13 protein-coding genes are annotated in these 12,905 nt (G+C 61.8%); 5 read left to right on the top strand and 8 right to left on the bottom strand.

The features are described from left to right. The first annotated feature begins 51 nt into the window (after nucleotides 1-51). The 3 genes from PverR02_RS30200 to gcvH all read left to right on the top strand — a co-directional run bounded on the left by PverR02_RS30200 (nucleotide 52) and on the right by gcvH (nucleotide 3,342). Nucleotides 52-1,668, top strand: a complete 1,617-nt coding sequence (locus PverR02_RS30200; RefSeq protein ID WP_079444902.1) for an ABC transporter permease — start codon at nucleotides 52-54, stop codon at nucleotides 1,666-1,668. Nucleotides 1,669-1,824: 156 nt separating this feature from the next. Continuing rightward, nucleotides 1,825-2,907: a glycine cleavage system aminomethyltransferase GcvT gene (gene gcvT / locus PverR02_RS30195; protein ID WP_079444901.1), complete on the top strand. Its 1,083-nt coding sequence runs from the start codon at nucleotides 1,825-1,827 to the stop codon at nucleotides 2,905-2,907. 51 nt (nucleotides 2,908-2,958) lie between these two features. Continuing rightward, a complete protein-coding gene (gene gcvH, locus PverR02_RS30190) occupies nucleotides 2,959-3,342 on the top strand; it encodes a glycine cleavage system protein GcvH (RefSeq protein ID WP_079444900.1) in 384 nt (127 codons plus the stop codon). A 42-nt stretch (nucleotides 3,343-3,384) separates the two neighbouring features. Here the strand turns inward: gcvH and PverR02_RS30185 are convergent, their stop codons facing one another. The 7 genes from PverR02_RS30185 to PverR02_RS30155 form a co-directional block, all read right to left on the bottom strand. Beyond that, entirely contained in the window at nucleotides 3,385-4,524 is a 1,140-nt protein-coding gene (locus PverR02_RS30185; protein WP_017845102.1) for a DegT/DnrJ/EryC1/StrS family aminotransferase, read from the bottom strand. A 157-nt stretch (nucleotides 4,525-4,681) separates the two neighbouring features. Next, nucleotides 4,682-5,347: an outer membrane protein gene (locus PverR02_RS30180; RefSeq protein ID WP_046381703.1), complete on the bottom strand. Its 666-nt coding sequence runs from the start codon at nucleotides 5,345-5,347 to the stop codon at nucleotides 4,682-4,684. A 183-nt stretch (nucleotides 5,348-5,530) separates the two neighbouring features. Beyond that, nucleotides 5,531-5,845 (bottom strand): DUF2388 domain-containing protein, encoded by a 315-nt coding sequence (locus tag PverR02_RS30175; protein WP_003176799.1) that lies wholly within the window; start codon nucleotides 5,843-5,845, stop codon nucleotides 5,531-5,533. 69 nt (nucleotides 5,846-5,914) lie between these two features. After that, a complete protein-coding gene (locus PverR02_RS30170; protein ID WP_079444899.1) occupies nucleotides 5,915-6,361 on the bottom strand; it encodes an NfeD family protein in 447 nt (148 codons plus the stop codon). A 10-nt stretch (nucleotides 6,362-6,371) separates the two neighbouring features. Continuing rightward, nucleotides 6,372-7,292 carry an SPFH domain-containing protein gene (locus tag PverR02_RS30165; protein WP_046381704.1) on the bottom strand — a complete coding sequence of 307 codons (921 nt, stop codon included), beginning with the start codon at nucleotides 7,290-7,292 and terminating at the stop codon, nucleotides 6,372-6,374. Between the two features lie 77 nt (nucleotides 7,293-7,369). After that, the gene (locus tag PverR02_RS30160; RefSeq protein ID WP_079444898.1) at nucleotides 7,370-9,052 is read right to left on the bottom strand and encodes a GspE/PulE family protein; all 1,683 of its coding nucleotides are present in this window, start codon (nucleotides 9,050-9,052) and stop codon (nucleotides 7,370-7,372) included. An 80-nt stretch (nucleotides 9,053-9,132) separates the two neighbouring features. Further along, nucleotides 9,133-9,471 (bottom strand): hypothetical protein, encoded by a 339-nt coding sequence (locus PverR02_RS30155; RefSeq protein WP_017845097.1) that lies wholly within the window; start codon nucleotides 9,469-9,471, stop codon nucleotides 9,133-9,135. Nucleotides 9,472-9,598: 127 nt separating this feature from the next. Between PverR02_RS30155 and PverR02_RS30150 the strand changes: the two genes are divergently transcribed. Beyond that, complete coding sequence (locus PverR02_RS30150; RefSeq protein WP_046381706.1) at nucleotides 9,599-10,069, top strand: Lrp/AsnC family transcriptional regulator; 471 nt, start codon at nucleotides 9,599-9,601, stop codon at nucleotides 10,067-10,069. A 72-nt stretch (nucleotides 10,070-10,141) separates the two neighbouring features. Here PverR02_RS30150 and PverR02_RS30145 read toward each other — a convergent pair whose 3' ends face one another. Continuing rightward, nucleotides 10,142-11,509, bottom strand: a complete 1,368-nt coding sequence (locus tag PverR02_RS30145) for a CYTH domain-containing protein (RefSeq protein WP_079444897.1) — start codon at nucleotides 11,507-11,509, stop codon at nucleotides 10,142-10,144. A 158-nt stretch (nucleotides 11,510-11,667) separates the two neighbouring features. Here PverR02_RS30145 and argE point away from each other — a divergent pair, with 158 nt between their 5' ends. Beyond that, entirely contained in the window at nucleotides 11,668-12,816 is a 1,149-nt protein-coding gene (argE, locus tag PverR02_RS30140) for an acetylornithine deacetylase (protein ID WP_046488840.1), read from the top strand. Nucleotides 12,817-12,905 lie beyond the last annotated feature (89 nt).

Raw genomic sequence — 12,905 nt, 5'->3', positions numbered from 1 at the left:
CACACTGTTTTGTGTCTGTCTGTAGATCATCCATTCCCAGGGAATTTGCTCTTGGCCCACCCCGCCCAACGCCGCTGGTACCTGCCGGTCTTCAGCGTCGCCGCCCTGGTGTTGCTGCCGCTGAGCGTGCTGTTGCTGTCCTGGCAAAGCATCGACGCGCAGATCTGGTCCCATCTGTGGGAAACCCAGATGCCGCGCCTGCTGGGCAATACCCTGACCCTGGTGCTCGGCGTCGGCGTCGGCGTGACCTTGCTGGGTGTGAGCCTGGCGTGGCTGACCAGCCTCTGCAAATTTCCCGGGCGGCGCTGGCTCGACTGGGCGCTGATGCTGCCGTTCGCGATCCCGGCGTATGTGCTGGCGTTTGTGTTTGTCGGCCTGCTGGACTTCTCGGGGCCGGTGCAAACCCTGCTGCGTGACGCGTTCGGCAGCGACGTGCGGCTGCCCCGCGTGCGTTCCACCGGTGGGGTGGTCATTGTGTTGGTGCTGGTGTTCTATCCCTACGTCTACCTGCTGGCGCGCACGGCGTTCCTGGCCCAGGGCAAGGGCTTGATGGAAGCGGCGCGCGTGCTGGGGCAATCGCCCTGGCAAGCCTTCTGGCGCGTGGCCCTGCCCATGGCGCGGCCGGCGATTGGCGCCGGCGTGGCCCTGGCGCTGATGGAGACCCTGGCGGATTTCGGTGCGGTCTCGGTGTTCAACTTCGATACCTTCACCACCGCGATCTACAAGACCTGGTACGGCTTTTTCAGCCTGTCCAGCGCGGCCCAACTGGCCAGCCTGTTGCTGCTGGTGGTGATGCTGGTGCTCTACGGCGAGCGTCGTGCCCGCGGTGCCAGTCGGCCGAGCAATGAGCGGCCGCGCGGCAAGGCGCTGTATCACCTGCGCGGCTGGAAGGCGGCGGCGGCCAGTGGTTGGTGCGGCCTGGTGTTTGCCTGCGCCTTTGTCATTCCGATGCTGCAACTGCTCGCCTGGTTCTGGCAGCGCGGCCGTTTCGATCTGGACGAGCGCTATACCGGCCTGATCGTCCACACCCTGTACCTGGGCGGTATCGCGGCGCTGGTCACGGTCAGCGTGGCCCTGATACTGGCCTTCGCCAACCGCCTGGCGCCGACCCGGGCAATTCGTTCCGGCATCAGCCTGGCCAGCGTCGGGTATGCCTTGCCGGGCTCGGTACTGGCGGTGTCGATCATGTTGGCGTTCAGCTACCTGGACCGTGAGCTGGTGGTGCCGTTGTCGGGCTGGCTCGGTGGCGCGGGCAAGCCCTTGTTGCTGGGCAGCTTGGCGGCATTGGTGCTGGCGTATCTGGTGCGTTTCCTGGCGGTGGCTTACGGGCCGCTGGAAAACAGCCTGGCGCGTATCCGTCCATCGTTGCCCGAAGCGGCGCGCAGTCTTGGGGTGAGCGGTCCACGACTGTTTTGCAAAGTGTATCTTCCGCTGTTGCTGCCGGGCACCCTGAGCGCAGCGTTGCTGGTGTTCGTCGATGTACTCAAGGAAATGCCGGCGACCCTGCTGATGCGCCCGTTTGGCTGGGACACCCTGGCGGTGCGGATCTTTGAGATGACCAGTGAAGGGGAGTGGGCGCGGGCGTCATTGCCGGCCTTGACCTTGGTGCTGGTGGGCCTGTTGCCGGTGGTCGGGCTGATACGACGTTCCGCTCGGCAAATCGGTTAGGTGCCAGTCCTACGGCTTGAGGCTACAATGCGCGGCATTCGGTACGCTCCGTGTTTCGGACCGGCTCGTCGGATGTGGCTGTAAGCCCTTTGATTCAAGGGGTTAAGCCCATCCTGCAGCCCTGCGTACCTTCGCCAAGCCCGGAAGGAGAAACCCATGGGACAGCGCACGCCTTTGTATGACCTGCATCTCGCCCTCGGCGCGAAAATGGTCGATTTTGGCGGTTGGGATATGCCTCTGCACTATGGCTCGCAAGTTGAAGAACACCATCAGGTGCGACGCGACTGCGGGGTGTTCGATGTATCTCATATGACCGTGATCGATGTCACCGGCCCCCAGGCCAAGGAATGGCTCCAGTACCTGCTGGCCAATGACGTCGACCGTTTGCACGGCTGCGGCCGTGCGTTGTACAGCGCCATGCTCAACGAGCACGGCGGGGTGGTGGACGACATGATCGTCTACCGTACCGAAGCCGGTTATCGGCTGGTGGTCAACGCCGCCACCCGTGACCAGGACATGGCCTGGATGCAGGCGCAGTTGGGCTCTTACCCGGTGCAACTGCACGAGCGCTCCGAACTGGCCATGCTCGCTATCCAAGGCCCCCACGCCCGGCAGAAAATCGCCGAACTGGTGACCCAGTCGCGTGGCACCCTGATCCACCAGCTCAAGCCCTTCGAAGGTCAGGCCGATGGCGACTGGTTTATCGCCCGTACCGGCTACACCGGCGAAGACGGCCTGGAAATTGTCCTGCCGGCCGATCAGGCCCCGGGTTTTTTCAACGACCTGGTGGGCGCGGGGATTTCCCCCATCGGCCTCGGCGCCCGCGACACCCTGCGCCTGGAAGCCGGCATGAACCTGTATGGCCAGGATATCCACCAGGACGTTTCGCCCCTGGCGGCCAACATGGCCTGGAGCATTGCCTGGGAACCGGCCGCGCGCCGTTTCATCGGCCGCGCCGCGCTGGAAGCCGAACTGGCGGCCGGGGTGCAGACCAAATTGGTCGGTTTGGTACTGGAAGAACGTGGGGTTTTACGCGCTCACCAGGTGGTTCGTATCGCCAATGTTGGCGAAGGGGAGATCACCAGTGGTAGTTTCTCTCCTACGCTGAGTAAATCCATTGCTTTGGCGCGTGTACCGACGGCGACTGCCGATCGGGCCGAAGTGGAGATCCGCGGCAAGTGGTATCCGGTTCGAGTGGTCAAACCGACCTTCGTGCGCCATGGTAAAACCTTGATCTAACTATTCCGGCAGGCCAGTGGCCGCTGACATTTCTTCTTGAGGACATAGACTATGAGCGATATCCCTGCCGGCCTGCGTTATGCCGAAAGTCACGAATGGGCCCGTTTGGAAGCTGACGGCACTGTGACCGTCGGCATCTCCGACCATGCCCAGGAAGCCTTGGGTGATGTGGTGTTTGTTGAGTTGGCCGAAATCGGCAAAGCGTTTGCGGCGGGGCAAGAGGCGGGTGTCGTGGAGTCGGTTAAAGCGGCTTCGGACATCTACTCGCCAGTTGCTGGCGAAGTGATTGCTGTTAACGAGGAACTGAGCGGCAGCCCTGAGTTGTTGAACAGCGACCCTTACGGCGCCTGGATCTTCAAGCTCAAGCCCAGCAACCCGGCCGACCTGGAAAAACTGCTCGATGCCGCCGGCTACAAAGCCGCCATCGGCGAGTGATCCCGCTGCAGGAGCCGGTCATCCGGCTCCTGCAACAGCCTTTCAGCGCTTCAGCACGGCCTTCACCGCCGCTACTGAGCGTTCCACATCTGCCTCTGTCATTGCTGTGAACATCGGCAACGACACGATCAAACGCCCAACACGTTCTGCTACAGGGAACATGCCTTCCTTGAACCCGCGTGCCCGATACAGGCTCAACAGGTGGATTGGCGGGTAGTGATAGCCAATGCCGACGCCGTGGGCCTGCATCTGCTCCATGAATGTGGCGCGGGCCGGCAGCCCGTCCTGGCGCTCCGGCAGGACCAGTTGGAACAGGTGCCAGTTGCTGTTTTCGAAATCCGCCGGTGGCAGTTGCGCACCGTATTGCTCTTCAAAATCACTGCCGAAGCACTTGAAGTAGTGCCGCGCCAGGTTCTGGCGATGGGCGGTGATCTCCTGGATATGGGCAAATTGCCCCAGGCCGATGGCGGCGGCGATGTCGGTCATGTTGAACTTGCCGCCCAGCACATCCACGTCCAGGCCGTCGAAGCCGGTGCGGGTCACGCCCTGCAAGCGGTACTTCTCTGCCAGGCGTGCTTCGTCGGCGTTGTTCAGCACCAGGCAGCCGCCCTCGGAAGAGGTGATGTTCTTGTTCGCCTGGAAGCTGAACGACACGAAGTCGCCGGTGGCGCCGATCCGTTCACCGTCCCAGCTCGAACCCAGGGCCTGGGCGGCATCTTCAACGATACGCAGGTTGTACTTGTTGGCCAGTGCGTAAAGCATCGGCATATCCAGCGGCAGGCCGGCCAGGTACACCGGGATGATCGCCTTGGTGCGCGGGGTGATGGCTGCTTCGACCTGGGCCAGGTCGATATTGCGGGTTACCGGGTCGATATCGGCAAACACCGGCGTAGCGCCGACTTCCAGAATCACGTTGGCCGTGGCAACCCAGGAGATCGGCGTGGTGATGACTTCATCGCCCGGCCCGATACCGGCGATGCGCAAGGCGATCTCCATGGTGCAGGTGCCCGAGTTGAAGGTGCGTACCGGTCGCCCGCCAAAGTATTCCGACAGTTGCGCTTCGAACGCCTGCACTTTCGGCCCGCTGGTGATCCAGCCTGAACGCAGTACATCACCGACCGCCGAGATGGTGGCTTCATCAATGGTAGGTTTGGAAAATGGCAGAAAGGGCTGTTGGCTCATGACGACGAAGGCATCCGTTTCAGATAGACGATGAGAGAAGGCATATCAGTACCGGCATGGTTGCACGGCGTGACTGAATATAGCCTGTCTTCTGTGAACGAAACGTCACCCAAACGGTGAAAAATGCCGCGTCGAGCGCGGCATTTTTTGCTGCGAGTCAGAAGGACACGCGCGCTTCCAGAAACATATTCTGCTCTTTGAGCTTGCCTTTGAGCTGCTCATCCCGTGCGTTCACGCGGTTGGCGAAGGTGTTGTAGCCGGTTTCCACATCGCCCATGGCGGTGTAACGGTAACCCGCGCCGAGGGTGAGTTGTTCGCTGACCTTGGCCTCCAGCCCCATGCCGACGCTGTAGGCGAAATTGTGCTGGCGGTGGCTGGCAAAGCGCCGGGTCTCGTTGGTCTGGTAGCCCTCGGCGTCGATCCGCGCCACCCCCACGCCGGCCATGCCGTAAAACGACAGCCAATCATTGAGTGGGATGTCCTTGTAGCCATTGAGCATCAAGCGCTGGCTGTGGACCTGTTGGCTGTTGACGTTGGCATTGAAGGGCGCCCAGTAGGATTTGAAGGTCGAATGCTTCGGCATGGTGTATTCCCCTTCCAGGCGCCAGCCATCGGCAAACGCATAACCCACGGCGAAAGAGGCGACGATTGACTTGCTGCTGTCGGGCGCCTCCACCCGTTCGGTGACGCGTGGGCTGGTCAGCAGGGCGCTGGAGAGGTTCTGACGGGCGTGGTTGAGCTTTAACGATCCGTACCCGTTTTCTGCATGGGCATGGGGGGTAAAGAACACAGAGAACAGCAGCGCGTAGGCGAGTTTTTGCATGGAAGGGATTCGCTCGATGGAAAAGGAATCCTTAGCTTGTTGCCTGGCTCTTGAGGGCTCGACAGGACTTCTCTGCCCGCGGCTGGAAAAAATAGACTATCTGCGTAGTGCCCGGGGGCGATGACTGTAGGAAATGATCAAAAAAAATGCCGCTGGGAAGCGGCATTCTTTATGGGGCGAGGATTACTCGGTGACAGCGTTTTTCGCGAGGATGGCGTTGGCCAATTCCATGTCCGTGGCCTGGAGGCCAGGGTTATCGGCGCGGACTTTCTGCATGGCGGCTTCCAGGTACGGGCCGCGGATGCCGCCGTCGCTGGCAACGAAGCTGCCTGCGTCGTCTTGGGCGGCAACCACCAGCTTGTGGTCCTTGAAGGTCAGGTACGTCGAGCCGGTCGTGGCGCCCGATGAGATGACATTACGCCAGAAGCTATCGGCCATGGCTGAGCCGACAGGTAGGGAAAGCACAGCGAGGGTGGCGACAGCATATTTGAGACGCATGGCGGGTGACTCCGGGTGGGTTATCTGTACTCTATGATTGTAGTTAGCCCAATCGAGTTCCATCACTGACTAAACAGTTTCAACCTGCAAAACCGTCCCCTCCTGCGCAACCACGCATACATGAGCGCCTACGGGGGTGTCCGGGCCGGTTACGATCCACACGCCATCACCGACTTTTATCTTGCCGCGACCATCCACAATTGCCTGATGCACGACAAACGTGTGGCCGATCAACTCTGAACCGCGCTCATTGAGCCCCGGTTGGTCGCTGGCCTTGCCGCTGCTGCGCTGGCGTTTCCACCAGTACACCGCCGTCAATATCGACAACACGGCGAACAGCAGCAGTTGCCATTCCAGCCCGAGCGGCGGTACCAGGAACTTGATCACACCCACGGCGGCCGCGGCGATCCCCATCCACAACAGGTAGCCGCCGGCGCCGAACACTTCAAGAATCAGCAGCACCGTGCCCAGTGCCAGCCAATCCCAAAACGAAAGATGCTGCAGGAAATCCCACATGGCGATGGCCTCAGCCTTTCTTGTTGTCGAAAGTCGCTTTGACGATTTCGCCGATACCGCCGACAGCGCCGATCACCTGGCTGGCTTCCAGCGGCATGAGGATCACCTTGCTGTTGTTGGCCGAAGCCAGTTTGCCCAGCGCGTCGATGTATTTCTGGGCGACGAAGTAGTTGATGGCCTGCACGTTACCGGTGGCGATCGCTTCGGACACTACCTGGGTGGCGCGGGCCTCTGCCTCGGCTTGACGTTCGCGGGCTTCGGACTCCAGGAACGCGGCTTGGCGTCCGCCTTCGGCTTCGAGGATCTGCGCCTGCTTCTTGCCTTCGGCGGTCAGGATCGCCGATGCCCGCAGGCCCTCGGCTTCGAGGATCTGTGCGCGCTTGATCCGCTCGGCTTTCATCTGGCCCGACATGGCGGCCATCAGGTCGGCGGGCGGGCTGATGTCCTTGATCTCGATCCGGGTGATCTTGATGCCCCACGGCGCCGTGGCTTCGTCGACGGTGCGCAGCAGTTTTTCGTTGATGCCGTCACGTTGGCTGAGCATCGCATCCAGTTCCATGGAACCGAGTACGGTACGGATATTGGTCTGCAACAGGTTGCGGATGGCGTGTTCGAGGTTGTTCACCTCATAGGCGGCCTGGGCGGTGTTGACCACCTGGAAGAAGCACACGGCGTCGATCTGCACGGTGGCGTTGTCGGCGGTGATCACTTCCTGGGGCGGGATATCCAGCACGCTTTCCATCACGTTGATCTTGCGACCGATGCGGTCCATGACTGGGATGATGATGTTGAGGCCGGGCTTGAGCGTATTGGTGTAGCGGCCGAAGCGCTCGACCGTCCACTGATAGCCCTGGGGCACCACTTTGAAGCCCATGAAGAGGATGGCGATGGCCAATCCCACGAAAAGAAGCAGTACGGTTCCGATCTGCATAGCGATTCCCTATCTGAAGATGTCAGTGAAACGACGTTCGGCCGATTGTAACGGGGTTGTCTGCGATAAGAAGGGTTTCACCGCCCGACAGCCAACGGATTTGTTTCTGAATCCCCAGGCGTGGCGCGCAAGATTTCCGCCAGGCTGGTCAACCCGGCTTCGACCTTGTGCATGCCGGCCATTCGCAGGCTGCACATCCCTTGCTGGAGCGCCGCCCGGCGCAAGGCCTGCACGTCGGTGCCGGGGGTGATCAGCGACTTGAGCGCGTCGTCCAGCACCATGATTTCGTAGACCCCGGCGCGCCCGCGATAACCGCTGTCACGGCACTCCGCGCACCCGATGGCTTCAGTGTCGTTGCTGCTGGTTGTGCGTTTGCAGCGTGGGCACAAGAGCCGCACCAAGCGCTGCGCCATCACTCCCAGTAGTGTGGCCTTGATCAAATAATAAGCAATGCCCAGTTCCTGCAATCGGCTGATCGCACTCGGCGCATCGTTGGTGTGCAGGGTCGACAGCACCAGATGCCCGGTCAGCGCGGCCTGGATCGCCATCTCGGCGGTTTCCTGGTCGCGGATCTCGCCGATCATGATGATGTCCGGGTCCTGGCGCAGCAGTGCGCGGATGCCGCTGGCGAAGCTCAGGTCGATATTGTGCTGCACCTGCATCTGGTTGAATGCCGGCTCGACCATCTCGATCGGGTCTTCCACCGTACACAGGTTGACCTCGCGGCTCGCCAGGCGCTTGAGGGTGGTGTAGAGGGTGCTGGTCTTGCCGGAGCCGGTAGGGCCGGTGACCAGGATGATGCCGTGGGTCTGGCGGGTCAGGCTGTGCCAGCGTTGCTGGTCCTGGGCCGACAGGCCAAGCTGGTCGAAGTCCTTGAGCAGTACCTGGGGGTCGAAAATCCGCATCACCAGTTTCTCGCCGAACGCCGTGGGCAAGGTTGAAAGGCGCAATTCCACTTCCGCGCCCGCCGGGCTTTTGGTCTTGACTCGCCCGTCCTGCGGTTTGCGTTTTTCTGCCACGTTCATCCGGCCCAGGCTTTTCAGGCGACTGACCACCGCCATCGTGACCTGGGGCGGAAACTGGTAGACGTCATGCAGCAGCCCGTCGATGCGAAAACGCACGCGGCCCTGCTCGCGACATGGCTCGATATGGATATCGCTGGCCCGCTGGCCGAACGCGTACTGCAACAGCCAGTCGACGATATTGACGATATGCGCGTCGTTGGCGTCCGGCGCCTGGTCGCCGGCGCCGAGGTTGAGCAACTCGAAATGTGCCGGCGCGGGCGTTGTTTGATCGGCGCCGCTGACGGACTTCGCCAGGCGATAAAACTCGCCGATGCAGCGCTGGATGGCCTGTGGGTTGGCGACCACGCGTTTGATCGAACGCTTGAGCACCTGCGCCAGCCCGGCTTCCCAGGCAGTGACGTAAGGCTCGGCACTGGCGACCGTGACGCTCTGCGCATCCACGGCCACCGCAAGAATGCCGTGGCGCTGGGCGAAGGCGTGGGACATCAGCGGCACCACCGTCGCCACATCGATCTTCAGCGGGTCGATACGCAGGTAAGGCTGCCCGCTGTGCCGCGCCAGCCATTGCGTCAGGGTTTCCAGGCAAGGCCCCTGGGCCGCGATGCATTCCAGGGGATGCTGAGTGTGGCTGGCCGGCAGCGTCGACAAGCGCCGGGCCACATCGAGGGTGATCACGCCCTGCTCGACCAGGGCCGGTAACAACGGGGGCAATTCCAATCGCTGATCAACAGGCATTGAGGTTTTCCTGGGGCGCCGGGTGTATTCCCAGGCTAGTCAGCCCCTGACCCGCTGCCTTGCGCGTGTATTGCAGGCTTTTACTGGGCGCCGGCCGCCAGCGCCTGAGGCCGCACAGAATCAGCCGACCACATCTCCAGCGAGCACACGCTGATCAGGTTTCGAATCTTTTCACCGATCACCTGGGCACGGTGCCAGCTCACGCCATCCATCACGATATCCACGGTCAGCACATCGTCCTGGCGATTCACACTGACCTGGCGCGGCGTCAGGAACTGTAGCGCGAAATAGTTGAGCACCCGGCACAGCACATCGGGTTCGGCCTCGGCGACGATCTGGTAATGGGCCTGGCAATGGGCACTGTCGACGGCCCACGCATCGACGCGGGTAACAGGGCAGGTGGTTTCGACGGCGTGCATGCGGACTCTCCAGATTCGATTGGAGAAATTCTTACATTCGCGAAAGGAGATTTCTTATCTAAGATGAGCCTGATTCGTCGATAGATGCACAAATCAATTCAAGACAACCCGTATTAAAGGTATTTCTATGCGCAGCGAGCTGGACGTCTACGACCGCCGTATCCTGGCCCTGCTGCAGGAGGATGCCTCGCTCTCCAGCGCGCAGATCGCCGAGCAGGTCGGCCTGTCTCAATCGCCATGCTGGCGGCGTATCCAACGGCTGAAGGACGAGGGCGTGATCCGCAGCCAGGTCACGCTGCTGGACCGCAAGAAGATCGGCCTCAATACGCAGATTTTTGCCGAGGTCAAACTCAATGCCCACGGGCGCTCCAACTTCACCGAGTTCACCGAGGCGATCCGCGGTTTTCCGGAAGTGTTGGAGTGTTATGTGTTGATGGGGGCGGTGGATTTTCTGCTGCGCATTGTCACGTCGGACATCGAGGCTTACGAGCGGTTTTTCTTCGAGAAGTTGTCGATGGTGCCGGGGATTCAGGAGGTCAATTCGATCGTGGCGTTGTCGGAGATCAAGTCCACCACTAGCCTGCCAGTATTGGGCTGACAGGGCTGGCCTCATCGGGGGCAAGCCCCCTCCCACATTGGAGTGGGAAGTGGCTTACTCCCGATGGCGATATTACAGACGCAGCAGGGTCTTCCAGGCACGGTTCTGATACACCGCGATCGCCTGATGCATGCGCGCATCCAGCGATTCATCGGTGATCGGCTGGTTGGCCAGTTGCGCCAGCTTGTTCAGCTCACCGTACAGGCGGTCGAGTTCCGCAATGTCCACCACCTGGCGTGCGTGGTGCAGCCAGGCCTGGATGCGCTCGATGCGCGGCAGTTGCTCTGCGAGGTCTTCCGGTTGCTGCTGATAGCGCGGCAGTTGCAGGGCGACGGCGTCTTCGGCCAGCAGGCGTGGCAACCAGTTGGTGATTTGCGCGGCGCCCTGACGGTTACCGCGCACGTTGCGGTCGGCGGTCCAGGTGCGGTTCAGCAGCCAGCGGGAGGTGTTCAGCGAGAACAGGCCCCAGCGCACGTCGGTCAATTCTTCGGCGAATTGCTCCGGCGCGGCTTTGCGAATGTCTTCATCGTCGTCACCGGCCTGGACCAGCGGGCGCCAGTCTTCCAGCAGGGCATCGAGTGCGCTGCGCAGTTCGCTGGTGGATTGACGCGGCGCGGCCTGGCCGAGGCTGCCGAGCAGGGCGCGCAGTTCGCCGAGGTTGTCGACCCAGTCCTGCAACAGGCGCCAGTGGCCATTGAAACGGTATTGCTCGGCCAGGCGCTGGCTGCTGCCCAGCAGGTGCCACATGATCGCGGCGAAGGCGTCGTCCAGTGGCATTTCGGCGTGCAGTTGCGGCGCCGGCAGGCTCAGGGAGTAGCTGCTGGCGTCATACAGGCGATAGCCGCGTTCGGCCTTGCTGATGTCGCATGGCATCAGTGCCAGGGTGGCGGCCAGTTCGGCGGCCAGTTCCAGCAGGGCGGCCGGTTCGCCTTCGCGCAGTTCCAGTTCCAGTTCGCAGATTTCTTCTTTCTGCTTGCCGGCCACTACATGGCCCAGGTCCAGTGCGGCTTCGATCACCACTTTGGCTTTGCCCCGGCCCCAGGCGATTTCGGCGCGTTCGCGCACGAAGTCGGTGATGAAGATCGGCTTGAGGGTCTTTTTGTCCAGCTCGGCGAGTTCCTCGGGCCAGCATTCGCCGTCGAGTTTCTTCACGTCGAGCTTGGCTTTGGGCAATTCCCAGTTGTATTCGTTACGTTCCGACAAGCCGGCGACGCTTTGGCCACGGGTCTTGAGGGTCTGGATAATGTCGTCACCGTCCTTGCGCAAACGCAGGGCGACTTTGGCCTTGGCCAGGTCGCGCTCGGGGGTGTCGAAGTACTGGTTCATCAACTCACGGCGTTCCCAGCCACTTTTGTTGCGTTTTTTCAGTAGCGGGTGCTCACGCAGCGCGGCGAGTGTTTCGCGGCTGACGCGGAGCTTGATTTCGGTTTCTTTCTGCATGGCCGGAAAATCCAGGATCGGGAGCGCAGCCGGGAAAAAGAGTGGCTGCCAAGGTCGTGCAGTGTACAGGACTGAGCCCGGCAACGCGCCGCAACGGTTTATTGTGTCGTGCAGATGCCTCTATAGTGAGGTTCATCCGGGAAGTAGGGAGACCGCGCATGCCGTTACCGTCCATGAAAGAGCAATTCGCCGCCTTGATTGCCACACCGTCGGTCAGTTGCACCCAAGCGTCTCTCGACCAGAGCAACCGCCCGGTGATCGACCTGCTCGCCGGCTGGCTGGGCGATCTGGGCTTCGCCATCGACATCCAGCCCGTCAGCCCCGGCAAGTTCAACCTGCTCGCCAGTTTCGGCACGGGCCCCGGCGGCCTGGTGTTGGCCGGTCATAGCGATACCGTGCCGTATGACGCCGCGCTGTGGAAGACCGACCCACTCAAGCTGACGGAAGTCGACGGTCGCTGGGTAGGATTGGGCAGCTGCGACATGAAGGGTTTTTTCGCGCTGGCCATCGAAGCGGTGTTGCCGCTGCTCGACCAACCGTTCAAGCAGCCGTTGCTGATCCTTGCCACCTGCGATGAAGAAAGTTCGATGTCCGGCGCCCGTGCATTGGCGGCGGCCGGGCGTCCGTTGGGGCGTGCGGCGGTGATCGGCGAGCCGACCGGCCTCAAGCCGATCCGCCTGCACAAAGGTGTGATGATGGAGCGCATCGACATCCTCGGCCGCAGCGGTCATTCGTCGGACCCGCGCCTGGGCCACAGCGCGCTGGAAGCCATGCACGACGCCATCGGCGAACTGCGCGGCCTGCGCCTGGCCTGGCAGCGCGAGTACCGCAACCCGCAGTTCAGCGTGCCGCAACCGACCCTGAATTTCGGTTGCATCCACGGCGGCGATAACCCCAACCGCATCTGCGGCCAGTGTTCCCTGGAGTTCGACCTGCGGCCCTTGCCCGGCATGGACCCGCAGGTGCTGCGCGCGGCGATCCGGCAGAAACTCGAACCAGTGGCCGAGCGCCATAAGGTGAAGATCGACTATGCGCCGCTGTTCGCCGAAGTGCCGCCGTTCGAGCAGGCCGAAGACGCAGAGCTGGTGCGGGTCGCCGAACGATTGACCGGTCATCGCGCCGAAGCAGTAGCGTTCGGCACCGAAGCGCCTTATCTTCAGCGCCTTGGTTGTGAAACCCTGGTGCTTGGCCCTGGCGATATTGCCTGCGCCCACCAGCCGGGCGAGTACCTTGAAATGTCACGCTTGACGCCTACAGTGCGTCTATTGCGGGAACTGATCGAACATTACTGCCTGACACCTGCATAAATTAATCCCTGCCCATGCGTACATAAGGAGAGCGAGCGTGTTGCCAAGCCTGTTCCGACGATAACCATCAGCCTGCTGTGCGTTTTCAC

The sequence above is a fragment of the Pseudomonas veronii genome (genome assembly GCF_002028325.1).
Lineage (GTDB): Bacteria > Pseudomonadota > Gammaproteobacteria > Pseudomonadales > Pseudomonadaceae > Aquipseudomonas > Aquipseudomonas veronii.
Note: the sequence above shows the minus strand (reverse complement) of the source record. Positions and strands in the feature narration are given on the sequence as shown.

Excerpts from the sequence above, each read along its gene's own strand:
- PverR02_RS30145 (WP_079444897.1), bottom strand. The coding sequence starts at position 11,509 with ATGCAGAAAGAAACCGAAATCAAGCTCCGCGTCAGCCGCGAAACACTC.
- gcvH (WP_079444900.1), top strand. The coding sequence starts at position 2,959 with ATGAGCGATATCCCTGCCGGCCTGCGTTATGCCGAAAGTCACGAATGG.
- PverR02_RS30160 (WP_079444898.1), bottom strand. The coding sequence starts at position 9,052 with ATGCCTGTTGATCAGCGATTGGAATTGCCCCCGTTGTTACCGGCCCTG.
- gcvT (WP_079444901.1), top strand. The coding sequence starts at position 1,825 with ATGGGACAGCGCACGCCTTTGTATGACCTGCATCTCGCCCTCGGCGCG.
- PverR02_RS30175 (WP_003176799.1), bottom strand. The coding sequence starts at position 5,845 with ATGCGTCTCAAATATGCTGTCGCCACCCTCGCTGTGCTTTCCCTACCT.
- PverR02_RS30185 (WP_017845102.1), bottom strand. The coding sequence starts at position 4,524 with ATGAGCCAACAGCCCTTTCTGCCATTTTCCAAACCTACCATTGATGAA.
- argE (WP_046488840.1), top strand. The coding sequence starts at position 11,668 with ATGCCGTTACCGTCCATGAAAGAGCAATTCGCCGCCTTGATTGCCACA.
- PverR02_RS30170 (WP_079444899.1), bottom strand. The coding sequence starts at position 6,361 with ATGTGGGATTTCCTGCAGCATCTTTCGTTTTGGGATTGGCTGGCACTG.
- PverR02_RS30180 (WP_046381703.1), bottom strand. The coding sequence starts at position 5,347 with ATGCAAAAACTCGCCTACGCGCTGCTGTTCTCTGTGTTCTTTACCCCC.
- PverR02_RS30155 (WP_017845097.1), bottom strand. The coding sequence starts at position 9,471 with ATGCACGCCGTCGAAACCACCTGCCCTGTTACCCGCGTCGATGCGTGG.
- PverR02_RS30165 (WP_046381704.1), bottom strand. The coding sequence starts at position 7,292 with ATGCAGATCGGAACCGTACTGCTTCTTTTCGTGGGATTGGCCATCGCC.
- PverR02_RS30150 (WP_046381706.1), top strand. The coding sequence starts at position 9,599 with ATGCGCAGCGAGCTGGACGTCTACGACCGCCGTATCCTGGCCCTGCTG.